Genomic DNA, 22,181 nt, shown 5'->3' with positions numbered 1-22,181 from the left:
GGGGGTGCCGTCAGGCCGCGGAGCCGGCGGCGGCCGGCGCCGCCGGCAGGGCCGCGCGGGCCGTGGTCACGAGCGCGGCGAAGGCGCCCGGGTCGTTGACGGCGAGCTCGGCGAGCATGCGGCGGTCGACCTCGACACCCGCGGCCTTGAGGCCCTGGATGAAGCGGTTGTAGGTCATGCCGTTGTCGCGGACCGCGGCGTTGATGCGCTGGATCCACAGGCGGCGGAAGTCGCCCTTGCGGGCGCGGCGGTCGCGGTAGGCGTAGACGAGGGAGTGGGTGACCTGCTCCTTCGCCTTGCGGTACAGCCGCGAGCGCTGGCCGCGGTAGCCGCTGGCCCGCTCGAGGGTGGTGCGGCGCTTCTTCTGGGCGTTGACAGCCCGCTTGACGCGTGCCACGGGAGTGCTCCTGGGGGTGTCTCGAGGTCGGGGTGAGGGGTGGCCGAGCCGGGCGGCTCAGCGACCGAGCAGGCGCTCGGCGCGCTTGGTGTCGGCCGGCGACAGCTGCGTGTCGACGGACAGGCGGCGCGTGCGGCGGGTCGACTTGCCCTCCAGCAGGTGGCGCAGGTTGGTGCGCTCGCGCATGAGCTTTCCGCTCCCGGTGACCTTGAAGCGCTTCTTGGCCCCGCTGTGGGTCTTCATCTTCGGCACGGCTGCCGTCCTCCTCATCGCGAGCGGGCGTGGTCGCCCGCCCGTGCTCTGGTCATCGCCCGGAGGGGTCCCTCCGGGCGTCACGGGTGCTGTCGGTCTGGCTGCCCGGCCCTCAGTCGCCCGAGGGCGGCGGAGGGGCCGGACGGGCCGGACGGGGGGTCGGCCGCGGCGCGGCCGGGGTGGGGCGGGGCCCCGGTGCGGCCGGGCGGGCGGCCGCGGGACGGGCCGCCGGCGAGGGGCCGGGGGCGGGGGCCGGCGCGGCGCCCTCGCGGGAGGGCGCTGCCGGGGACGGGCGGGGGCCCGGGGCGGCCGGGCCGGTCGACGGGCGCGGCATCGCCGGCCGCACCGGGCGCGCCGCGGGCGGCGGGCCGGAGGGGCGCGACGGGGCCGACGACGTGCGCGGCGGGCGCGACCCGCCGTCGCGGTCGGGACGGTCGCCGCGGTCTCCGCGGTAGCCGCCCTCGCGGTCGGGACGGTCGCCGCCGCGGTCACCGCGGTACCCGCCGTCACGGTCTCCGCGGTAGCCGCCCTCGCGGTCTCCGCGGTACCCGCCGTCGCGGTCACCGCGGTAGCCGCCCTCGCGCGCCGCCGGGGCGGACGCGGGCTGGGGGGCGCGGCGGACGAAGAGGGGCTCGTCGCCCTCGGCGATGAGCGGGGAGACCTGGGGGGCCTCGGGCGCCTCGGGGGCCGCGGCCTCGCGCTCTGCCTGCTCGGCCCGGTCGCGCTCGGTGCGCTCGGCGCGGGCGGACCGGTCGGCGTCGCGGCGGCTGCGCTGCTCGGCCTTCTGCTCGGCCTTGACGTCGGCCTTGCGGCGCGTCGGGCCGATCACCATGACCATGTTGCGGCCGTCCTGCTGCGGGCTGGACTCGATCGACCCCAGCTCGGCGACGTCACCGGCGAAGCGCTGGAGCAGGCGCAGACCCATCTCCGGGCGCGACTGCTCGCGACCGCGGAACATGATCATGACCTTGACCTTGTCCCCGCCCTCGAGGAACTTCTCCGCGAAGCCCTTCTTGGTCTCGTAGTCGTGCGGGTCGATCTTCAGGCGCAGGCGGACGGTCTTCAGGACGGTGTTCGACTGGTTCTTGCGAGCCTCGCGGTCCTTCATCGCGGACTCGTACTTGAACTTGCCGAAGTCCATGAGCTTGCAGACCGGGGGCTTCGCCTGCGGGGCGACCTCGACGAGGTCGAGGTCGGCCTCCTGGGCGAGCCTGAGCGCGTCCTCGACGCGCACGATCCCGACCTGCTCACCGTTCGGCCCGACCAGCCGCACCTCGGGGACGCGGATGCGGTCGTTGATGCGCGGTTCGCTGATGTGCCTTGCTCCTCTGCGACGTGCTGGGAACCACCGTCGCGGGAGGGTCTCCCCCGGCGGACGCGTCGCGAGGGCCTGACCCGGCCCGGGCGTCGCAGGCGACGCCCGGGAACCGCCCCCGCCCTGGTGATCACCAGGGCGGTGCGGTGGACCGGGGACCCGGCGGCCCGGAGGGCCGCGGCGGGTGGGAGGAGGCCTCCACTTGGCGCACCGGACCCCGTGCTGCGCTGCCCCCGGGCGCCCGGCGGGCCGGGCGGGGGCGTGCGCGGTCACGGAGCCGCGGTCGGTCAGTCGCCTAATGTACCAGCGTGAGCCAGCCAGAGACCAGCGCCGAGTCCTCCACCGCCGTCCGGGACCTGGCGGAGGTGCCTGCGGTGGAGGTGGTGACGGCGGCCGCCGTCCACCTCATGAGCGCTGCGGCCGTGAAGTGCGGGCTCGCGGAGGACGCCGAGGAGGGCGGCCACCTGGACCTGGGCGAGGCCCGCGTGCTCATCACCGCGCTGGCCGGCCTGGTCACCGCGGCCTCCCCCGAGATCGGCGACCACCACGCCAGGCCCCTGCGCGACGGCCTCCGCTCGCTGCAGCTGGCCTTCCGGGAGGCGTCCCCCTTCCCCGACGCCCACGGCGCCGGTCCCGGCGAGAAGTACACGGGCCCGGTCCGCTGAGCGGCCCGTCCAGCGGCCCCGCGGTCCACCTGCGCGCCGGAGCCCTGGGCGACCCGGCCGCCCCGCCCGTGGTGCTCGTGCACGGCATCGGCTCCTCCAGCGCGTACTTCCGCCCCCTGGCGCGGGTCCTGGCCGAGCGCTGGCGCGTGGTCGGCCCCGACCTGGCCGGGCACGGGCGCTCCCCGCAGCCCGCGCGCCCGCTGACGGTGCGCGAGCACGCGGACGTCCTCGCCGCCCACCTGGACGAGCAGGGCCTCGAGGCCCCCGTGCTGCTCGGGCACTCCCTGGGCTGCCAGGTGGTGGCGGCGCTGCTGGCCGCGCGCCCGGACGCCGCCCGCGCCGTCGTCCTGCTCGGCCCCACCACCGACGACCGCGCGCGCAGCGCGCTGCGGCAGGGGCTGCGCCTGGCGCGCAACAGCCCGCGCGAGCCGCTCTCGCTGGCGCCCGTCCAGGCCGCCTCCTACCTGCGCTGCGGACCACGGACCTACCTCGGCACGGTCGGGCCGATGCTCGCGGACCGCATCGAGGAGCACCTGGCCACCGCCAGCGCGCCGGTCCTGCTGGCGCGGGGGCAGCACGACCCGGTGGCGCCGCGGGCCTGGCTGGCCCGGCTGGCCCAGCGGGTGCCGCGCCCGGCGCTGGTCGGCGTCAGCGAGGTGCCCGGCGCGCACCACGTGGCGCAGTGGTCCCACCCCGAGCACGTCGCGGCGCTGGTCGACCAGGCCGGCGGGGCCGCCCGGTGAGGGCGCCGGGGCGCCGGGGCGAGGGGCTGCACGTGCGGCGGGCCGGTGACCCTGGCGCTCCCGCGGTGGTCCTCGTGCACGGCATCGGGTCCTCGGGGGCGTACTTCCGCCGCCTGGTGCCGGAGCTGGCCGGCAGGTGGCGCGTGCTCGCGCCCGACCTGCCGGGCCACGGGCGCTCTCCCCGACCGCCGCGACCGCACCGGGCGCGGGGCCGGCGCGGTGGCCTGCTGCGCCCGGTGCCGACCCTCGCCGACCACGCCGACGCCCTGCACGCCCTGCTGGAGGCCGAGGGCGCGCGCGGCGCCGTCGTCGTGGGGCACTCCATGGGCAGCCAGGTGGCGGTGGAGCTCGCGGTCCGCCACCCGGGAGCGGCCTCGCGGCTGGTGCTGGTGACGCCCACCGTGGACGCCAGCGCCCGCTCGGTGCTGGTGCAGGTGGGCTGCATGCTGCGCAGCCTCGTGCGCGAGCCGCCGAGCGTGCTGCCGGTGCAGGTCGCCTCCGTCCTGGCGTGCGGACCCCTGGCGTACCTGCGCACCATCGGCCCCGTGCTGGCCCACCGCGTCGAGGACCGGCTGCCCGGCGTCGGCGTGCCGGTCACCGTGGTGCACGGCCAGAGCGACCCCCTGTGCTCCGCGGAGTGGTCCGCCCACCTGGCCGCCGCGGCACCGCGGGGACGGCTGGTGGTGGTGCCCGGCTGCCACGTGCTGCAGTGGTCCCACCCCGCGCAGCTGGCCGCGGCGGTCGACGGGGAGCCGGCGTGAACCGCGCCGCCGTCGCGTGGTGGTGGCTGGCCGACTGGGCCTACGCCCTGCGGTGGCAGCTGCGCAGCCTGCGGCGCGGGTCCCCGCCGCACGACGGCCCACCGGCACCGGGCTGCCGCGACGTGGTGCTGGTGCCCGGGGTCTACGAGTCGTGGCGCTTCCTGGCGCCCCTCACCGAGGCGCTGCGCGGCGCGGGCCACGCGGTGCACGCCGTGGAGGCGCTCGGCTTCCAGCGGGCGAGCATCACCGACGGCGCCGACCTCGTGCGCGCCTTCGCCGCCGAGCGCGGGCTGCGGGGCGCGGCGCTGGTCGCCCACAGCAAGGGCGGGCTCGTGGGCAAGCTCCTGCTGGTGCAGGACGCCGGGGCCGGTGCGCTGGGCCGGCCGGACGCACCGTTCGAGCGGCTGGTGGCGGTCAACACCCCGTTCGCAGGCTCCTCGCTGGCCCGGTGGGTGCCGCTGCTGCGCTCCGTGCGCGCCTTCCGCCCCGACGACCCGCTGCTGGCGCGCCTGGCCGCGGCGCACGGGGCCGACGACCGCATCACGGCGGTGCGCAGCGCCGTCGACCCCACCACCCCGCGCCCCCGCGACCTGCCCGGGGCCCGCAACGTCCGGCTGCCGGTGGTCGGCCACTTCCGGGTGCTGAGCGACCCCCGCCTGCACCGGGCCGTGCTCGACTCCCTGCGCTGAGGGGCTCGGCGCGCCTCAGGGAGCCAGGGGGTCCTCCGGCCAGGCGTGCTTGGGGTAGCGCCCGCGCACCTGCGCCCGCACCTCCCGGTAGGCGCCGCGCCAGAACCCCGCCAGGTCCGCCGTCACCGCGAGCGGGCGGCCCGCCGGGGAGAGCAGGTGGACGACGACGGCGACGCGCCCGTCCAGCACGCGCGGCGCCCCGGTCCAGCCCAGCACCTGCTGGAGCCGGACGGCCAGCACCGGCGCCGCCGGGTCCGACCAGTCCAGCCGCGCGCTGGGCCGGTCGGGGCCCTGCCCCCTTCCGCCGGCCGGCAGGGGCAGCCGCTCGGGGGCCAGCTCGTCCAGGCGCGCGGCCTCGGGCCACGGCAGCAGGCGCCGCAGCGCGGACGCGGTGTCCACCCGGTCCAGGTCCGCGCGGCGGCGGGCGCCGGCCAGCTCCGGGCCGAGCCACGCGGCGGCGCGGGCGAGCAGGGCGCCGTCGTCGACGGGCGGCCACGGGTCGCCGAGGGCGAGCCGGCACGCGGCCAGGCGCTGGCGCAGCCGCACCGCCGGGTCGGGCCACGGCAGCAGCGCCAGGCCCGCCTGCGCGAGGCCGTCGGCGAGGGCGTCGGCCACGAGGGCGCGCCGGCGGTCGTCCGGGGCGCCGGTCAGCGGGCGGCTGGTCAGCTCGACCGCGCCGAGGCGCTCCACCCGGCGGGCGACGACGTCACCGCCAGCTCCGCCCTGCCAGGAGACCTCCTCGACGTCGGACAGCAGCTGCGGGGCCGCGGCGCGCGCACCGTCCTCGTCGAGGGCGGCGGCCGCGCGCACCCGGGCCTCCGGGTCGCTGCCGGACCTGTCGGCCACTGCCACGGCCAGCCACGGAGCGCCGTGCAGCGCGGACCCGGGGGCGAGCCGCACGGCGGTGCCGCCGGTGGTGAGGTAGGTCCCGCCCTCCCCGCCCGGGCGGAGCCTCGCGAGCCGCGCGGGGTGGGCCAGGGCGACGACGAGGCCGGCGGCGGTGTCGTCGGTCAGGCGCGAGGCGCGCGCGGCGTCCCGCCCGGTGCGCTGGTCCGGCGGCACCTCCGCGAGCGCACCGGACAGGCGGCGGGCCTCGGCGCGCCAGCGGGCGGAGCGGCCGGGGTCGTCGTCGCGGCGCAGCGCGCGCCAGCTGGCGGCGACGTCGTCGCTGGATCCCCCGCCCGGGCCGCCACCGCCCACCAGGCCGTCCTCGCTGAGCAGGGCGACCACCTCGGCGGCGGTCCGCTCCCCCACCAGCGCGGCGCCGTCCAGCAGGGCACGACCCCACCGCGGCTCCAGCCCCAGCGACGCCACCGCGCGGCCGCGGGCGGTGGGGCGTGCGGTGGCGGGGTCACGGCCGTCGAGCAGGCCGAGGTCGTGCAGCACGCCCACCGCCGCGGCGGTGGCGCCGGTGGGCAGGGGGTCCAGCAGCGGCAGGCCCGCGCCGTCAGCGCGCGACCAGGCCGCCAGCGCCAGCACCGCGCCGGTGAGGTCGGCCGTGGCCACCTCCGGCTGGGGCTGGAGGGCGAGGCGCTCGTGCTCCAGCGCGCTCCAGCAGCGGTAGACGGCGCCGGGGGCCTCGCGGGCGGCGCGGCCGGCGCGCTGCTCGGCGGCGGCGCGGCTCACGCGCACGGTGGCCAGGCCGCCGAGGCCGCGGGCGTGGTCGGTGCGCGGCACGCGCGCGAGGCCGGCGTCGACGACGGTGCGCACGCCCGGCACGGTCAGGCTCGACTCGGCGACGGCGGTGGAGACCACCACGCGCCGCCGGCCGGGCCGGGAGGGGCGCAAGGCGGCGTCCTGGGCGTCGGTGGACTGGCGGCCGGACAGGGCGAGGACGTCGACGTCGGCGTCCACCGAGGCGGCCAGCCGGGAGCGCACGCCTCCGACCTCGGCCGCTCCGGGGACGAACACCAGCACGTCGCCGGGGCGCTCGGCCAGGGCGCGGCGGGTGGTCGCGGCGACGTGGTCGAGCAGCGCCGGGTCCGTGCGGGTGCCCTCCGGGGGGCGCACGGGCCGGGTGGGGGGCGCCCACACCACCTCGAGGGGGTGGACGGGCGCCGTGGCGACCACGACGGGCGCCGGGCGCGCACCGCCGTCGCCGTCCTCCTGGCCGTCCGAGGAGCCGAGGACGGCGGCCAGCCGGGCGGTGTCGGGGGTGGCCGAGGCGGCCAGCACGCGCAGGTCGGGGCGCAGCGCGGCGCGGGCGTCGAGCAGGAGGGCGAGGGCGAGGTCGGCGTCGAGGTGGCGCTCGTGCACCTCGTCGAGGACGACGGCGGCGACGCCGGGCAGCTCGGGGTCGCGCTGCAGGCGCCGCAGCAGCAGGCCGGTGGTCACGACCTCCACGCGCGTGGCGGCGCCGGTGCGGCGCTCGCCGCGCACGCTCCAGCCGACGCGCTCCCCGACCCCCTCGCCGACCAGGGAGGCCATGCGGCGGGCGGCGGCGCGCACGGCCACGCGGCGGGGCTCGGCGACGACCACGCGGCCGGCTCCGGGCGGGAGGGCGTCGGCCAGGGCCAGGGGCACGAGCGTGGTCTTGCCGGTGCCGGGAGGGGCGACGAGCAGCGCGGTGCCGCGCTCGGCGAGGGCGGCGGCGAGCTCGCCGAGGACCTCCCGGACCGGCAGGTCGGTGCCCGGGCCGGGCCGTCCCGCGGGCGGCAGCATCACGCCACCCATCCTCCCCCGCCCCGTCCCGCCTCCTCCCTCCTCCCGCCCTCGCGACGATCAATGACCTCAGCGCCACCACCTCGCCGACGAGCGGTTCGAGCTGGCGCGGAGGTCCTTGATCGTCGCGAGGGGGAGGGGGGCCTCAGCCGAGGAGCACCTCGCGGGCGGCGGCGCGGGCGGCGGCGGGGTCGTCGGCGGCGACGGCGGCGCGCGCGGCCTCCTGGCACGCGGCGAGCTCGACCTGCGCCAGGCGGGCGCCGACGGCGGAGACGGCGCTCGCCGCGCACGACAGCGACGTGATGCCCATCCCCGCGAGCACCGCGCCCAGCAGCGGGTCGGCCGCCGCCTCGCCGCAGACGCCCACGGGCTTGACGGCCGCGACCCCGGCAGCGGCGGTCAGCGCCACGAGCTGCAGCAGCGCGGGCTGCCACGGGTCGTTGAGGTGGGCCAGGTCGGCGGAGAGGCGGTCGGCGGCGAGGGTGTACTGCGCCAGGTCGTTGGTGCCGATGGAGAGGAAGTCGACCTCGCGCAGGATCCGCTCGGCGTGCAGCGCGGCGGCGGGGACCTCGACCATGACGCCCGCCGTCAGGCCCCGGGAGCGCACGCGGGCGGCGAAGTCGCGGGCCTCGGCGGCGGTGGCGACCATCGGCGCCATCACCCACGGTGACGTGCCGGTCTGCTCGGCGGCCAGCGCGACCGCGTCGAGCTGGCGGTCGAGGATCCCCGGCTGCTTCCAGGCGATGCGCAGGCCGCGCACGCCTAGGGCGGGGTTCTCCTCGTCGGGGGCGGTGGCGAACCTCAGCGGCTTGTCCGAGCCCGCGTCGAGGGTGCGCAGCACCACCTTGCTCCCGGTGCCGGCGCCGGCGGGGCGGTCGGCGAAGGCGGCGAGGACCTCGCCGTAGACGCGCGCCTGCTCCTCGACCGACGGCTCGCTGTCGGCGTCGAGGAAGCACAGCTCTGTGCGGAACAGGCCCACGCCCTGCGCGCCGGTGGCGGCGGCCCTGCGGGCGCCCGCGCCGTCCTGGACGTTGGCCAGCACGTCGACGGCGTGCCCGTCGGCGGTGGCCCCCGGACCGGTCCACGCGGCGACGGCCGCGGCCTCGCGCTGGGAGGCCTCCACGCGGGCCTGCGCGTGGGCGCGGTCGGGCTCGACGGCCACCTCCCCGGACGTGCCGTCGACGAGCACGAACTGGCCCGTGGCGACGTCGTCGAGGCCGCCGACGGCCACGACGCAGGGGATGCCGAGCTGGCGGGCGATGATCGCGGTGTGGCTCGTGGGGCCGCCGCGCGTGGTCGCGATGGCGAGCACCAGCTCGGGCTGCAGGCCCGCGGTGTCGGCGGGGGCGAGGTCGTCCGCGAGCAGCACCGAGGGGTCGGCGGGCACCGGGACGCCGGGCTCCTCCTGGCCGGTCAGCTCGGCCACGAGCCGGTCGCGCAGGTCGGCGAGGTCGGTGACGCGCTCGGCCATGACGCCGCCGAGCTGGGTGAACATCGCGCTGAACTGCTCGGCCGCGCCGACCACGGCCACCTCGGCGGAGGCGCCGGCCTTGACGCGCTTCGCGACGGCGGCCAGCAGCCCGCGGTCGCGGGCGAGGCCCGCCGTGGCCTCGAGCACCTCGGCAGCGGCGCCGGTGGCGCGCGCGGAGCGACCCTCCAGGCGCTCGGCGACGACGCCGGCTGCCGCCTGGAAGCGCTCGACCTCGCCGGCGCGGGCGTCCTCGGGCACGGACGGCTCGCCGGTCACCTCGGGCATGCGCGGCCGCTCGGCCGGGCGCACCACCGGGCCCGCGCCCACACCGGGCACCACGGGGATGCCGAGCAGGGAGCGGCCCTCCGGGCCCGTGCTCACGGACGGGCCGGCGGAGGCGGAGGGAGGGGTGGCGACGCTGCTCATCGTGACTCCTGCGCTGGAGCGGGACCCGCCGCACGGACCGGGGCGGGACGGGGTGAGGGGTGGTGTCCGGCACCAGCGTGCACCGAACCCACCCCTTGACACAACAACATGAACGGGCGTAGAACCACACATCACAAAGATGTTTCCCACACAGACCCACACCGACGGGGTCGGTGGCCGGAGACACCACCGCCGTGACAGGCACAGGCACGAGGGAGTGCGCCGTTGTACGCGACAGAGCGCCACGAGGCGATCGCCGGGCTGGTCCGCCAGCACGGGCGGGTCGCCGTCACCGACGTCGCCGCCCAGTTCGGGGTCACCACCGAGACGGTGCGGCGCGACCTCGCCGTCCTGGAGAAGGCGGGCCTGCTGCGCCGCGTGCACGGCGGCGCCGTCCCCACCTCCTCCCTCACCGTCGTCGAGCGCGCCGTGGCCGACCGCGACGTCGAGCGCGCCGAGGCCAAGGACCGCATCGCCCGCGCCGCGCTCGACCTGGTCCCCACCGGCGGCTCCATCGCCGTGGACGCCGGGACGACGACGGTCCGCCTGGCCCGGCTGCTGCCGCTGGACTCCCCCCTGCTCGTGGTGACCAGCGCCGTGCCCGTCGCCGCCCAGTTGGCCGGCGCCGGCCGCATCGACCTGCACCTCGTGGGCGGCCGGGTGCGCGGCACCACGCACGCCGCCGTCGGCCCCGACGCGCTGGCCGCGCTCGGCGCGCTGCGGGTGGACACCGCCTTCGTCGGCACCAACGGCATCACCGCCGACCACGGCCTGACCACCCCCGACCACGACGAGGCCGCCCTCAAGCGCGCGCTGGTCGCCGCCGGGCGCCGGGTGGTCGTCCTCGCCGACGCCTCCAAGCTCGGGCAGGAGCACCTCGTGCGCTTCGCCGGGCTCGAGCAGGTCGACGTCCTCATCACCGACGCGAGCGCTCCCCGGCGCGAGCTGGAGTCCCTCGAAGCCCGTGGAGTGGAGGTGCTGGTCGCGTGATCGTCACCCTGACCGCCAACCCCAGCCTGGACCGCCTGGTCGCGCTGGCAGGCGTCCTCGAGCGCGGCGCCGTGGTGCGCTCCGCGGCGGCGGTCGACCAGCCGGGCGGCAAGGGCGTCAACGTGGCCCGCGTGGTGACCGCCGGCGGGCGCAGCGCCGTCGCCGTCCTGCCGGGCCACCCCGACGACCCGCTGCTGCTCGCCCTGCGCGAGCTGCACCTCGTGCACACGGCGGTGCCGATCGCGGGGCACGCCCGGGTCAACCTCACCCTCGCCGAGCCGGACGGGACGACCACCAAGGTCAACGCGCCCGGCGCGCCCCTCGACCCGGCCGCGCGGGCCGGGCTGGCCGAGGCGCTGCGCCGGGAGGCCGAGGGAGCCCGCTGGGTGGCGCTGTCCGGGTCGCTGCCCCCCGGCGTCGACGACGACTGGTACGGCTGCCTCGTGGCGCAGCTGCGCCCCACCGGTGCCCGCACCGCCGTGGACACCTCGGGCGCGGCGCTGCTCGCGACCGCCGGGCCCGACGCGCCGTCGGCCCGGACCGCCCTGCCGGACCTGCTCAAGCCGAACGCCGAGGAGCTCGCCGAGCTCACCGGCCTGGCGGCTCCCGGCCGCGCCGCGGCAGCGGGCGCCGAGCTGGAGGCCGACCCCGTCGCCGCCGCGAAGGCCGCCTCCACCCTGGTCGACCGGGGCGTCGAGACCGTCCTGGTGACCCTCGGCGGAGCGGGCGCCCTGCTCGTCACCGCCGACGGCGCCTGGCACGCGGCGCACGAGCCCGTCACGCCGGTGAGCACCGTCGGGGCGGGCGACTCCACCCTGGCCGGCTACCTGCTGGCCGAGCTGGACGGCGCCGACGAGGCCGAGCGCCTCGCCGTCGCCGTCGCCCACGGCACCGCTGCCGTGCAGCTGCCCGGCTCGACCCTGCCGGGGCCCGAGCACGTGCAGCGCGACCGGGTCACCACCCGGCGCCTCTGAGCCGCACCACCCCAGCCCTTCCAGCAGCTCCCCCAGCACGGACCGCCGACGCCGTCGGCCAGACCAGGAGGAACGGACCGCATGTCCACCGACACCACAGCGCAGGCGCAGCTGATCACGCTGCAGCTCGTGCGCCTCGACGCCGACCTCGGCGCCCGCAAGGAGGACGTCATCGCGGCCCTCGCCGCGAACGTCGCCGGCACCGGGCGCGCCACCAGCGCCGAGGGCCTGCAGCGCGACGCGATGGCCCGCGAGGCGCAGTCCGCGACCGGGCTGCCCGGCGGCATCGCCATCCCCCACTGCCGCTCCGAGGCCGTGACGACGGCGACGCTGGCCTTCGCCCGGCTCTCGCCGAAGGTCGACTTCGGCGCCCCCGACGGCGGCGCCGACCTCGCCTTCCTCATCGCCGCACCGGCCTCCGGCGGGCAGGAGCACCTCAAGCTGCTCACCGCGCTGGCCCGCGCCCTGGTCAAGCCGGCCTTCACGGCGGCGCTGCGCGCCGCGAAGACCGAGCAGGAGGTCGTCGACCTCGTCACCGACGTGGTCTCCCCCACGCCGAAGGCCGAGGCCGCCACGACCCCGGCGACGGCGTCGACCTCGCCGTCGGTCGCCTCCCAGACCACGGCCCCCGCCGCTGCGGGCGCCGCCTCGGCGCCGTCCGCCGGCGTCGCCGGCGGCAAGGTCGTCGTGGCCGTCACCGCGTGCCCCACCGGCATCGCGCACACCTACATGGCCGCCGACTCCCTCGTGGCCGCCGCCGAGCGCGCCGGCATCACGCTCAAGGTGGAGACGCAGGGCTCCGGCGCGACGACCCCGCTGCCGGCCTCCCTCATCGAGAGCGCCGACGCCGTCATCTTCGCCACCGACGTCCCGGTCAAGGGCCGCGAGCGCTTCGCCGGCAAGCCGGTGGTCGCCTCGGGGGTGAAGCGGGCCATCAACGAGCCCGACGCGATGCTCGCCGAGGCGCTGACCGCCTCCACCGACCCGCAGGCCGCGCGCGTGGCCGGCGGCGGCTCGGGGGCGGGCGCGGGCGCGGCAGCCTCCGGCGCGGGCGCGGGCGACGTGTCGTTCTGGGTCAAGGTGCGCCAGGTGCTGCTCACGGGCGTGAGCTACATGATCCCGTTCGTGGCCGCGGGCGGTCTGCTCATCGCCCTGGGCTTCCTCTTCGCCGGGTACCGGGTGACCAACCTGCCCGGCGGCGCGGACAGCATCCTGCTGACCAACTCGCTGTGGAACCTGCCCGACGTCGCCGCCCTCAAGGCCGCCGACCCGCTGCTCCAGGGTGACGGCCTGCGCGACAGCGCCCTGCTCGTCTACCTCGGCGCGGTGTTCTTCCAGATCGGCGGCCTGGCCTTCAGCTTCCTCGTGCCGGCGCTGGCGGGCTACATCGCGTTCGGCATCGCCGACCGCCCCGGCATCGCCCCCGGCTTCACCGCCGGCGCCGTCGCCGTCTTCTCCGGCGCGGGCTTCCTCGGCGGCATCGTCGGCGGTGTGCTCGCGGGCCTGGTGGCCTACTGGTTCTCGCGCCTCGACGTCCCGAAGTGGCTGCGCGGCCTCATGCCCGTCATGATCATCCCGCTGGCGGCCTCCGTCGTGGCCGGCGGGCTGATGCTCCTCTTCCTCGGCCGTCCGCTGGCCGCGGCGACCAACGGCCTCACCGACTGGCTCAACGGCCTGTCCGGCAGCGCCGCGATCCTGCTCGGGGTCATCCTCGGCCTGATGATGTGCTTCGACCTCGGCGGCCCGGTCAACAAGGCCGCGTACGCCTTCGCCACCGCCGGCCTGGCCGCGCAGACGCCGGCCTCCTTCCAGGTGATGGCGGCCGTCATGGCGGCCGGCATGGTGCCGCCGCTGGCGATGGCCCTGTCCACCGCGATCCGCCCGAAGCTGTACTCCGCCGTGGAGAAGGAGAACGGCAAGGCGGCCTGGCTGCTGGGCGCGTCCTTCATCTCCGAGGGCGCCATCCCGTTCGCCGCGGCCGACCCGCTGCGCGTCATCCCGGCCTCGATGGTCGGCGGTGCCGTCACCGGCGCGGCGGTCATGGCCTTCGGCACGGAGCTGCGCGCCCCCCACGGCGGCTTCTTCGTCTTCTTCGCCATGCAGCCGTTCGCGACCTTCTTCCTCGCCGTGCTCCTCGGGACCGTCGTCTCCGCGCTGGCCGTCACGGTGCTCAAGGCGACCGCGAAGACCCCGGTCGCGGCCTGAGGCCGGCTCTGGTCGACTCCTCACCGAACGACACGACCCCCTGACGAAGGAGAGCACCGTGCCCAGCACCACCGTGACCGTCGGGTCCGCCGTCGGCCTGCACGCCCGCCCCGCGGCCGTCATCGCGCAGGCGGCGACGGAGACCGGCGCCGAGGTGACCCTGTCGGTCGAGGGCCAGGAGCCCGTCGACGCCGGATCGGCGCTGCTGATCATGACGCTGGGTGCCGCCAAGGGCGACCAGGTCACCGTCGAGTCCGACGACGAGGCCGCCATGCAGACCGTGGCCGACCTCGTCGCCGCGGACCTCGACGCCTGACGCACCCGCTGCGCCCGCCGCAGCACCACCGGGCCCCCGCCGCACCGCGGCGGGGGCCCTGCTGCGTGCTGACCGCCCGAGGCTCACGGCCGCGCCCCCGACCGTGGACGCTGTGCTCCGGTACGAGCCCTCAGACCGGAGCACAGCGTCCACGGTCGAAGGACGACGCTGCCGCGGAGCTCCGGGGTCAGGCCGCCGTGCGCTCGGCGAGCAGGACCAGGCGCTCGAGGCGGCGCTGCTGCCCGAACCCCGACAGCGGCGCGGCGAGCCGCTGGACCAGTGGGCCGACCGGCCCGTGCACCTCGGCGGTGAACACCACGCGGCTGCCGCCGCCGGGGGCCGCGCTGACCAGCTGGGCGTAGCGCAGCTCGTGCCCGAGCGCCCGGGTGCGCCAGCGCATGCCGCCGCCGGGCAGCACCTCGGTGACCTCCATGGTGGTCGCGGGACCGAACCAGGGCTTGACGCGCCCGCGCCAGCCGGGGTGCACGCGCCCGGAGGCGGGGTCGGTGCGGACGACGTGCGGTGACCACAGCGGCCAGCTGCCGACGTCGACGAGGAGGTCCTGCACGGCGGCCGGCGGTGCGGAGGTGGTCCGCTCGCGCGTGATGGGCGGGGCCGGGCGCAGCGCCATCGTCGTCCTCATCCCCGCACGGTCGCAGGGCGCGCCCCGGACCACCACCCGTCCGCACCCCCTCCGGCACCCTCCGCGGCACGTGCGGGAAGAGCCGCCCTCCACCGCGCCCTTCCCGCGGCACGTGCGGATCAAGGCGAGGGGGCGGGGCGGTGTGACGGATGTCAGGTCACCGCCGTGACGGGCGCACCCCACCTCGTGAGCGGGCGCACTGCCGACGGCGCCCGCCAGGCGGGAGCGTGGAGCCATGACCACGACAGCGACCGCCTCGGCCCCGGAGAGGACGGCGACCGACCTCGTCGTCGACGTCCGGGGCCTGTCCGTCAGCTACGGCTCCTTCACCGCGGTGGACGGCGTCGACCTCGACGTCCGCCGCGGTGAGGTGTTCGCCCTCCTCGGCACCAACGGCGCCGGCAAGACCTCCACCCTGGAGGCGCTGCAGGGCTTCCGCCGCCGCGCCGCCGGCTCGGTGGACGTGCTGGGGGAGGACCCGCAGGTCAGCACCCGCCGCATCCGCGCCGCCAGCGGCACGATGGTGCAGGAGGCCGGCTTCGTCCCGGAGGCGACGCCGCTGAGCGCGCTGCAGCTGTGGGCCTCCCTGAGCAGCCGGCTGGACGACGCCGACGCCGTCCTGGAGCGCGTGGGCCTCGCGCACCGCCGCACGGTGCTGGTGAAGGACCTCTCGGGCGGGGAGAAGCGCCGCCTCGACCTCGCGCTCGCCGTGTGGGGGGCGCCGGAGCTCATCGTGCTCGACGAGCCGACCACGGGCCTGGACCCCGAGTCGCGCGCCACGCTGTGGAGCCTGGTCCGCGAGCTGCGCGACGGCGGCACCACCGTGCTCATGACCACCCACCACCTCGAGGAGGCCGAGGCCCTCGCCGACCGGGTGGCGATCATGCACCGCGGCCGCATCGCCGTGGCCGGCACGCTCGCCGAGGTGCTCCGCGAGCGCCCCGCCCGCATCACCGCGGTCCGCCGCACGCCCGGCCAGGCCGACGAGGCGGTGGACCTGCGCACCCACCACCTCCAGCGCGACCTGCTCGGCCTGCTCGTCGACGCCGAGCGCACCGGCGCGGCGCTCGACCAGCTGCGCGCCACCCCGGCCTCCCTGGAGGAGGTCTTCCACGCCGTCGTCCGCGGCGAGGTCACCGCACCCGCCACCACCCGCGAGGGAGCCCACCGATGAGCACCACCGCCCCCACTCCCGCCCAGGCAGCCTCCACCGCTGACCGCACGACGACGACGGACCGCCGCCGCCGCCAGGTCTCGCCGCTGCAGCGCACCCTGCGGCTCGCGAGGTTCGAGACCTCGATGCTCGCCAAGCAGCGCACCACGCTCGTGACGCTGCTGTCCGGCCCGCTGCTCGTGCTGGCGCTCGCCGCCCTCAGCCCCGGCAGCTCCCCGCAGGCGCTGGCCGCGCTGGCGGGCATGGGCGTGCTCGTCGTCATGGCGCTGACCACGCACTTCGCCGCCGTCATGCTCACCGTGAACCGGCGAGAGGCGCAGGTGCTCAAGCGCCTGCGGACCTCCGAGCTGAGCGGCGGTGAGCTGGTCGCCGGCATGTACCTGCCCCTCGTCGTCGTCGGGGTGCTGGAGGCGCTGGCCGTGGTCGGGCTGCTCGCCGCGCGCGGTGGCTCCCTGCCCGACGCCCTCGGGTGGCTGCCGCTGCTGACCGGCGTGCTGGTCGGCTCGGTCGGCCTCGTGGCGGCCGGTGTGGCCGTGGCCGGCCTGTCGGGCAACGCCGAGAAGGCCAACTGGGCGGCGGTGCCCCTGCTCGTGGTCGTCTCGGGTGCCGCCAACATGCTCACGGTCAGCGTGCTGCCCGAGGCGGTGCGCCAGGTGCTGCTGCTGTTCCCCTTCGCGAGCCTCACCGACCTCGTGGCCCGCACCTCCGGCGCCTCGGTCTCGCTCGCCGAGCTCCCGGTGCCCGTGCCAGAGGAGCTGGTCGACCTGGCGCTGCTGCTCGTGTGGACCGTCATCTTCGCGGCGGTGGCCCGCCGGCTGTGGCGCTGGGAGCCCCGCGGCTGATGCAGCAGGCTGTCCGCGTGAGCACGGACACGCGCGAGGAGCGGGGAGCGCCACCACGACGACCGGTCACCGGCCGGGTGCCGCCGTGGTGGCGCTCCCCGCGCGCCTGGTGGGACTCGCTCGACCAGGTGCAGCGCGTGGAGGTCTACACCGCCCAGGTCCTCTACTGGCTGGGCGCCGTGGCGCCGCTGCTGCTGCTCGTGCTGACGCGCGGCACCGGCCCCGCGTGGCAGACCCCGCTCGTGGTGGGGCTGTCGGCGGCGCAGGGCGTCGCGGCGTTCGTGGTGCTGCGCGCAGGGCTCGAGCTCCACTGGCGCGCCCAGCGCCGCCCGGGCCTCGTGGCGCTCGGAGCGAGCACAGCAGCGCTCCTCGTGGTCGCTGCGCTCATCGGCGGCGACGGCGACCTCGCCGCGTCGCCGCGCCAGGCCGTCGTCGTCTACTCCGTGCTGTTCTCCCCCGCCGCGGTCGCGGTGGTGCACCGCCGCGCGGGGTGGCTGGTGCCGGTCGGGGCCGCTCTGGCCGTGGGGTCCTCGGCGGCGCTGAGCGGGGCGGGCGCGCTGGTCGTCCTCACCACGGCGGTCATCACCCTGGGGGGCTCCGCGTTCATCGTCATGACGCTGCGGCTGTCGGTGTGGCTCCTCGACGTGGTGCGCCAGCTCGCCGACGCCCAGGGCGACCGCGCCCGCCTCGCCGTGGCCGAGGAGCGCCTCCGCTTCGCCAGGGACCTGCACGACGTCGTCGGCCGGGACCTCTCGGCCATCGCCCTGAAGTCCGAGGTGGTGGCGCGCCTGGCCGAGCGGGGCCGGCCCGAGGCGGCCGCCGAGGCGCTCGCCGTGCGCGAGCTGGCGCAGGCGTCGCTGGCAGAGGTGCGCGCCGTGGTCCGCGGGCACCGCCGCGCCGACCTCGAGGTGGAGCTGGCCGGCGCCCGCTCGCTGCTCGGCTCGGCGGGAGTGGCCTGCGAGCTGCGCGTCGAGCCGGGCGCGGTGGCCGCGCTGGCCCCTCCCGCCCAGGAGGCGCTCGCGTGGGCGGTGCGCGAGGCCGTGACCAACGTGGTCCGCCACGCCCGCGCCCGGCACTGCACGGTGTCGCTCTCCGTGGTCGAGGGGACCGCGGTGCTCGTGGTCCGCAACGACGACGACGGCGAGCACCCCGTCCGCCCGGGGGCCGGGCTGACGGGGCTGCGCGAGCGGCTCGAGGCGCGCGGCGGCTCGCTGGAGGTGCGCCGCGAGCGCGGCCGGGTGGTGCTGACGGCGACCGTCGCCGCGGACCGCGCCGAGCTGGGCCGCGACGCGGGGCTGGAGGTGCCGGCGTGATCCGGGTGGTGCTCGCCGACGACGAGCAGCTCATCCGCACCGCCCTGGCCACCCTGGTCGACCTCGAAGACGACGTCGAGGTGGTCGGCCAGGCGGCGTCCGGGCCGGAGGCCGTGGCGGTGGCGCGCCAGCTGCAGCCCGACGTCGCCGTCCTCGACCTGCAGATGCCGGGCCTGGACGGCATCGAGGTGGCGGCGCAGCTGCGCGAGCAGGTGCCGGGCTGCGGCGTCGTCATCGTCACCGGCCACGGACGGCCCGGGCACCTCAAGCGGGCGCTGGCCACGGGCGTGCGCGGCTTCCTGCCCAAGACGACGTCGGCTGCCGTGCTGGCGTCCGTCATCAGGACCGTGCACGCCGGGGGTCGCCACGTCGACCCCGAGCTGGCCGCCGACGCCATCGCCGCCGGTGACTCCCCTCTGACCCCGCGCGAGGCGGACGTGCTGGAGCTGGCGGCCGGCGGGGCGAGCGTGGAGGAGATCGCGGTGCGCGCCTCGCTCTCGCCGGGCACGGTGCGCAACTACCTGTCGGCGGCGGTGCAGAAGCTCGGGGTGTCCAACCGGCACGAGGCCGTGACCCGCGCCCAGGCCGCCGGCTGGATCTGACGCCCCCTCCGCCCCTCCGCCCCCCTCTCGCGACGATCAAGGACCTGAGCGTCACCTGCTCCTGAGGGTGGGCAGGCTGAGGCCCGGTGAGCAGGCGGACGCCCGCTTCCGGGCCTGGACCCGGGACCCAGCCCGCCCACCGGTGCTGAGCCTGCCCACCTCCGGGCGACGCGCTGCCACAGCGTCGGAGCACGGGCCTGGGGCGCCCAGCTCCTCGGACGTCGCGGAGCCGGAGCAGGCGGGAGGGGAGGATCTGCAGGTGGCAGGTCGGGACGGGCAGTGGCCGGACGACGCACCCGGCGTCATCGTCCTGCCGTCGGGGCGGCGGGTGCGCGGCCGCGGCGTGCGCGCAGGCGCTCCTCCGCCCGTGCTGGAGCCCGACGTCAGCTACCAGTGCACGTGGGTGCGGCCGACGTCACAGCCGTGGCCGGTGCGGTGGGTGCGCTGGCCCGACTTCGGGCTGCCGCTGGTGCCCTCCGACGCCCGCGCGGCGCTGCGCGAAGCGTGGGAGCGCGCCGCCACCGAGCGCGTCGAGGTCTGCTGCGGAGGCGGGAACGGGCGCACGGGGACGGCGCTGGCGGTGATGGCGGTGCTCGACGGCGTCGACCCGTCGCAGGCGGTGGCGTGGGTGCGCGGGCACTACCGCGCGACGGCCGTGGAGACGCCGTGGCAGCGGCGGTGGGTGCAGCGCTCCGGATCAGCGCCCGGTCAGGCGCCGCCGCGCTCGCTGGACATCATCTCCTCCCCCGCTTCGACGGCCACCCGGCAGGCGGTCCTCCGCCGGCGGCAGCGGGCAGCTGGCGAGGTCGGTGGACGCGCAGGGCAGGTCGGTGGCCCGGTCGCGCGACCGGACGGTCGCCGGGACCCGTGAGCTGCCGGGCTGGAGCCGTCGCCGTGGTGGCGCCGAGGTCCTCGATCGTCGCGAGGGGGTGAGGGGCGGGCGCCGGAGCGCTCAGGTGTCGCCGAGCCAGACCTTCCCGTAGCGCGGCAGCTCCACCTCGAAGGGCCCGTCCGGCACGGTCAGCGGCGTCGAGGTGAGCAGCTCCACCAGCTCGGTGCCCGGTGCCACGACGCCGTCGGGCACCTTCACGGTGAGCGGCTCCTCGCGCAGCGAGTGCAGCGCGAGCACGGTGCGCCCGCGCCACGCCATGGTGTGCGCCAGCACCGCCGGCTCCCCCACGTCGACCAGGCGCAGCTCACCGCGGCCCAGCTCGGGGCGGCCGCGGTAGGTGCGCAGCATCCGGCGGAAGAAGTGCAGCAGAGAGCCGGCGTCCCGCTCCTGGTCGGCGACCACCGGTCCCGGACCGGCGTCCCCCTCGGCCCAGGCCATCGGCGTGCGCACCGCCAGCCGCCCCGGGATCGAGAGGTCCTCCAGCTGGCCCACCTCCTCGCCGTAGTAGAGCACCGGCGTGCCGGGAAGGCTCCACGTCAGGCAGTACGCCAGCTCGATGCGGTCGCGGTCACCACCGACCATCGTCGGCAGCCGCAGCCGCAGCCCGCGGCCGAACAGCTGCACGTCCTCGTCCGGCCCGAAGGCGTCGAAGACCTCCTGGCGCTCCGCGTCGGAGAGCTGGTCGAGGGTGAGCTCGTCGTGGTTGCGGACGAACAGCCCCCAGCTCTTGCCCTCGCTGAGCTCGGGCCGCGACTCCAGCGCCTCGCGCACCGGGCCGGCGTCCGAGCGGGCCATCGCCAGGTACAGCGCCTGGTTGAGGGTGAAGTCGAAGCACATCGTCATCCGCTGCCCGGGGCCGCCGAAGAACGGCGCGATCTCGTCGCGGGGCTTGTTGACCTCCCCGAGCATCACCGCCTCCGCGCTGCGGCGGGACAGGAACGACCGCATGACGTCGAGCATCGCGAGGGACTCGTCCAGGGCGGTGTCGTCGTCGTGCTGCTCGTCGCGCTCGCCGTCGTCGCTGGACCTGGCGGTGCCCGCCGGCCCGGCGTCGTCGGCGTCGCCGGCGCGGGTGGCGGTCTCGGCGAGGAAGGGCGCCGCGTCGACGCGGAAGCCGGCCACCCCCAGCTGCAGCCAGAACCCCATGATCCGGCGGATCTCGTCGCGGACCTCGGGCTCGGAGGTGTTGAGGTCGGGCTGGTGGCGGTAGAAGCGGTGCCGGTAGTACAGCCCCGCCACCTCGTCGCGGCTCCACACCGAGTCCTCGGCGTCGGGGAAGATGATGTCGGCGTCGGCGTCGGCGGGGTCCGGCTCCTCGCGCCAGACGTACCAGTGGCGGTACGGGGAGTCCGGGTCCGAGCGCGCCGACTGGAACCAGGGGTGGTCGTCGCTGGTGTGGTTGACCACCAGGTCCACGATGACGCGCATGCCGCGCTCGCGGGCGGCCCGCACCACCTCGACGAACTCTCCGAGGGTGCCCATGCCGTCGTCGACGCCGTAGTAGTCCGAGATGTCGTAGCCGTCGTCGCCCTCGGGCGAGGGGTAGAACGGCTGCAGCCACAGGAAGTCGACGCCGAGATCGCCCAGGTGGTCCAGGTGCGCCCCGAGACCCGCGAGGTCGCCCCGGCCGTCACCGTCGGAGTCGGTGAAGCGCTTGATGTCCAGGCAGTAGCCGACGGCGGTCGCCCACCACTCGTCGGCGGTCGTGGTGAGCATCAGAGGCCACCCGCCCCGGCGGCGGCGCGGTCGGCGGCGCGGTCGGTGGTGGGCGTGGTGCCGCCCCCGCGCTCGGCCAGGGCCTGCGCGGTGGTCCCGCCGCCGGTGCGGCCCACGAGGGGCTCCGGGCGGGTGGGCGACAGGCGGGGCAGCACCCGCTCGCCCGCCTCGCCGACCCACGCGTCGAGCTCCTGCCCCACGTGGTGCAGGTAGAGGCCGTCGAAGCCCAGCCCGGCCCACTCGGCCAGGGTGTCCGCGATGCGGGCCGCGTCGGCGGAGACGAGCACGGAGTCCTCCAGCTCGGCGGGCTGCACCCGCTGGCCGACGTCGTCGAACTGCTCGACCGTGGCCAGGTCGGCCAGCACCTTGGAGCTGAAGACGTTGTTGCGCCACTGGTGGTGGGCCACCGCGAGCGCCTCCTCGTGGGTGGGCGCCCAGGACAGGTGCACCTGCAGGTTCACCGGCCCGGTGCCGCCCGCCTCCCGGTAGGCCTGCACCACCGAGCGCATCTGGTCGGGCGCCGAGTTCACCGTGATGAGCCCGTCGGCCCAGCTGGCGGCCCACTGCGCGGTGCGCGGGGTGAGCGCTGCTGCCAGCAGCGCGGGGGCGCGCTCGACCGGAGGACGGCTGAACACCCGGGCCTCGTGGACGACGACGCGGCCGCGGTGGGTCACCTCCTCACCGGCGAGGAGCCGGCGGACGACGTCGACGACCTCGGCCAGCCGCGCGTCGCGCTCGTCCTTGGGGGGCCAGCCCTGCCCGGTGACGTGCTCGTTCATGTACTGGCCGCTGCCGAGGGCCGCCCAGAAGCGCCCCGGGAACATCTCCGACAGCGTCGCGATCCCCTGCGCGGTGATGGCCGGGTGGTAGCGCTGGCCGGGGGCGTGGACCACGCCGAAGGGCAGCTGCGTGCGGGCCAGCGCCGCCCCGAGCCAGGCGAACGCCAGGCCCGACTGGCCCTGGGCGGTCCCCCAGGGGGTGATGTGGTCCGAGCACATCGCCGCGGTGAAGCCCGCCTGCTCGGCCCTGACGGCGTGCTCGAGGAGCCTGCTGGGAGGGATCTGCTCGTGGCTGCAGTGGAACCCGATCACCGTCACGGGCAGCGACGCTAGGGGGACCGGCCGCTCGGGGCAC

Annotated in this window: 19 protein-coding genes and 3 pseudogenes; 13 read left to right on the top strand and 9 right to left on the bottom strand. The window is 77.3% G+C overall.

Going from position 1 to position 22,181, the window contains the following annotated elements; translation table 11 throughout:
* Nucleotides 1–10 precede the first annotated feature (10 nt).
* From rplT to infC, 3 genes are all read right to left on the bottom strand, one after another.
* Nucleotides 11–397, bottom strand: a complete 387-nt coding sequence (gene rplT, locus ACUN9U_RS17080) for a 50S ribosomal protein L20 (RefSeq protein ID WP_445486194.1) — start codon at nt 395–397, stop codon at nt 11–13.
* A gap of 57 nt (nt 398–454) precedes the next feature.
* Entirely contained in the window at nt 455–649 is a 195-nt protein-coding gene (gene rpmI, locus ACUN9U_RS17075; protein ID WP_445486193.1) for a 50S ribosomal protein L35, read from the bottom strand.
* Nucleotides 650–761: 112 nt separating this feature from the next.
* Entirely contained in the window at nt 762–1,922 is a 1,161-nt protein-coding gene (gene infC / locus ACUN9U_RS17070) for a translation initiation factor IF-3 (RefSeq protein WP_445486192.1), read from the bottom strand.
* A gap of 350 nt (nt 1,923–2,272) precedes the next feature.
* Between infC and ACUN9U_RS17065 the strand changes: the two genes are divergently transcribed.
* From ACUN9U_RS17065 to ACUN9U_RS17050, 4 genes are all read left to right on the top strand, one after another.
* A complete protein-coding gene (locus tag ACUN9U_RS17065) occupies nt 2,273–2,629 on the top strand; it encodes a DUF1844 domain-containing protein (RefSeq protein WP_139713550.1) in 357 nt (118 codons plus the stop codon).
* A 68-nt stretch (nt 2,630–2,697) separates the two neighbouring features.
* Nucleotides 2,698–3,372, top strand: coding sequence for an alpha/beta fold hydrolase (locus ACUN9U_RS17060; RefSeq protein WP_445486191.1), 675 nt, complete (start codon nt 2,698–2,700; stop codon nt 3,370–3,372).
* A gap of 65 nt (nt 3,373–3,437) precedes the next feature.
* Nucleotides 3,438–4,133, top strand: coding sequence for an alpha/beta fold hydrolase (locus tag ACUN9U_RS17055; protein ID WP_445486190.1), 696 nt, complete (start codon nt 3,438–3,440; stop codon nt 4,131–4,133).
* Entirely contained in the window at nt 4,130–4,822 is a 693-nt protein-coding gene (locus ACUN9U_RS17050; protein ID WP_445486200.1) for an esterase/lipase family protein, read from the top strand. Before ACUN9U_RS17055 ends, ACUN9U_RS17050 begins: the two co-directional genes overlap by 4 nt.
* Here ACUN9U_RS17050 and hrpB read toward each other — a convergent pair.
* Together hrpB and ACUN9U_RS17040 are read right to left on the bottom strand one after the other, a co-directional pair.
* Nucleotides 4,810–7,483: pseudogene (gene hrpB / locus ACUN9U_RS17045) on the bottom strand (ATP-dependent helicase HrpB); the annotation flags it as partial. The gene ACUN9U_RS17050 and the pseudogene hrpB sit on opposite strands and share 13 nt — an antisense overlap.
* 145 nt (nt 7,484–7,628) lie before the next feature.
* Complete coding sequence (locus ACUN9U_RS17040; protein ID WP_445486189.1) at nt 7,629–9,380, bottom strand: putative PEP-binding protein; 1,752 nt, start codon at nt 9,378–9,380, stop codon at nt 7,629–7,631.
* Between the two features lie 225 nt (nt 9,381–9,605).
* Between ACUN9U_RS17040 and ACUN9U_RS17035 the strand changes: the two genes are divergently transcribed.
* From ACUN9U_RS17035 to ACUN9U_RS17020, 4 genes are all read left to right on the top strand, one after another.
* A complete protein-coding gene (locus tag ACUN9U_RS17035; protein ID WP_445486188.1) occupies nt 9,606–10,370 on the top strand; it encodes a DeoR/GlpR family DNA-binding transcription regulator in 765 nt (254 codons plus the stop codon).
* Nucleotides 10,367–11,344 carry a 1-phosphofructokinase family hexose kinase gene (locus ACUN9U_RS17030; RefSeq protein WP_445486187.1) on the top strand — a complete coding sequence of 326 codons (978 nt, stop codon included), beginning with the start codon at nt 10,367–10,369 and terminating at the stop codon, nt 11,342–11,344. The genes ACUN9U_RS17035 and ACUN9U_RS17030 overlap by 4 nt, the downstream gene beginning before the upstream one ends.
* Before the next feature lie 81 nt (nt 11,345–11,425).
* Nucleotides 11,426–13,549, top strand: a complete 2,124-nt coding sequence (locus tag ACUN9U_RS17025; RefSeq protein WP_445486186.1) for a PTS fructose transporter subunit IIABC — start codon at nt 11,426–11,428, stop codon at nt 13,547–13,549.
* Between the two features lie 58 nt (nt 13,550–13,607).
* The gene (locus tag ACUN9U_RS17020; protein WP_445486185.1) at nt 13,608–13,865 is read left to right on the top strand and encodes an HPr family phosphocarrier protein; all 258 of its coding nucleotides are present in this window, start codon (nt 13,608–13,610) and stop codon (nt 13,863–13,865) included.
* Nucleotides 13,866–14,052: 187 nt separating this feature from the next.
* Here the strand turns inward: ACUN9U_RS17020 and ACUN9U_RS17015 are convergent, their stop codons facing one another.
* Nucleotides 14,053–14,508: an SRPBCC family protein gene (locus tag ACUN9U_RS17015; protein WP_445486184.1), complete on the bottom strand. Its 456-nt coding sequence runs from the start codon at nt 14,506–14,508 to the stop codon at nt 14,053–14,055.
* Nucleotides 14,509–14,743: 235 nt separating this feature from the next.
* Between ACUN9U_RS17015 and ACUN9U_RS17010 the strand changes: the two genes are divergently transcribed.
* From ACUN9U_RS17010 to ACUN9U_RS16990, 5 genes and pseudogenes are all read left to right on the top strand, one after another.
* On the top strand, nt 14,744–15,682 hold the full coding sequence (locus ACUN9U_RS17010) for an ABC transporter ATP-binding protein (RefSeq protein ID WP_445486183.1): 939 nt from the start codon (nt 14,744–14,746) through the stop codon (nt 15,680–15,682).
* Entirely contained in the window at nt 15,679–16,524 is an 846-nt protein-coding gene (locus ACUN9U_RS17005; RefSeq protein WP_445486182.1) for an ABC transporter permease, read from the top strand. The genes ACUN9U_RS17010 and ACUN9U_RS17005 overlap by 4 nt, the downstream gene beginning before the upstream one ends.
* A gap of 17 nt (nt 16,525–16,541) precedes the next feature.
* Nucleotides 16,542–17,837, top strand: coding sequence for a sensor histidine kinase (locus ACUN9U_RS17000; protein WP_445486181.1), 1,296 nt, complete (start codon nt 16,542–16,544; stop codon nt 17,835–17,837).
* Nucleotides 17,834–18,439 (top strand): response regulator, encoded by a 606-nt coding sequence (locus ACUN9U_RS16995; RefSeq protein WP_445486180.1) that lies wholly within the window; start codon nt 17,834–17,836, stop codon nt 18,437–18,439. The genes ACUN9U_RS17000 and ACUN9U_RS16995 overlap by 4 nt, the downstream gene beginning before the upstream one ends.
* Before the next feature lie 259 nt (nt 18,440–18,698).
* Nucleotides 18,699–19,136: pseudogene (locus ACUN9U_RS16990) on the top strand (protein-tyrosine phosphatase family protein); the annotation flags it as partial.
* A gap of 11 nt (nt 19,137–19,147) precedes the next feature.
* Here ACUN9U_RS16990 and ACUN9U_RS16985 read toward each other — a convergent pair.
* The 3 genes and pseudogenes from ACUN9U_RS16985 to ACUN9U_RS16975 form a co-directional block, all read right to left on the bottom strand.
* Nucleotides 19,148–19,280: pseudogene (locus ACUN9U_RS16985) on the bottom strand (DUF1684 domain-containing protein); the annotation flags it as partial.
* A 111-nt stretch (nt 19,281–19,391) separates the two neighbouring features.
* Nucleotides 19,392–21,047 carry an alpha-amylase family glycosyl hydrolase gene (locus tag ACUN9U_RS16980; protein WP_445486179.1) on the bottom strand — a complete coding sequence of 552 codons (1,656 nt, stop codon included), beginning with the start codon at nt 21,045–21,047 and terminating at the stop codon, nt 19,392–19,394.
* Nucleotides 21,047–22,144, bottom strand: coding sequence for a TIGR03885 family FMN-dependent LLM class oxidoreductase (locus ACUN9U_RS16975; protein WP_445486178.1), 1,098 nt, complete (start codon nt 22,142–22,144; stop codon nt 21,047–21,049). The genes ACUN9U_RS16980 and ACUN9U_RS16975 overlap by 1 nt, the downstream gene beginning before the upstream one ends.
* Between the last annotated feature and the right edge of the window lie 37 nt (nt 22,145–22,181).

The organism is Quadrisphaera sp. KR29 (assembly GCF_052644995.1).
The sequence above is the reverse complement of the archived record's forward strand: the minus strand, read 5'-3'. Positions and strand labels throughout refer to the sequence as shown.

What these genes read in the sequence shown, in the direction of transcription:
- ACUN9U_RS17040 (WP_445486189.1), bottom strand. Translation starts at nt 9,380, where the DNA reads ATGAGCAGCGTCGCCACCCCTCCCTCCGCCTCCGCCGGCCCGTCCGTG.
- ACUN9U_RS17025 (WP_445486186.1), top strand. Translation starts at nt 11,426, where the DNA reads ATGTCCACCGACACCACAGCGCAGGCGCAGCTGATCACGCTGCAGCTC.
- ACUN9U_RS17015 (WP_445486184.1), bottom strand. Translation starts at nt 14,508, where the DNA reads ATGAGGACGACGATGGCGCTGCGCCCGGCCCCGCCCATCACGCGCGAG.
- ACUN9U_RS17010 (WP_445486183.1), top strand. Translation starts at nt 14,744, where the DNA reads ATGACCACGACAGCGACCGCCTCGGCCCCGGAGAGGACGGCGACCGAC.
- ACUN9U_RS17005 (WP_445486182.1), top strand. Translation starts at nt 15,679, where the DNA reads ATGAGCACCACCGCCCCCACTCCCGCCCAGGCAGCCTCCACCGCTGAC.
- ACUN9U_RS16980 (WP_445486179.1), bottom strand. Translation starts at nt 21,047, where the DNA reads ATGCTCACCACGACCGCCGACGAGTGGTGGGCGACCGCCGTCGGCTAC.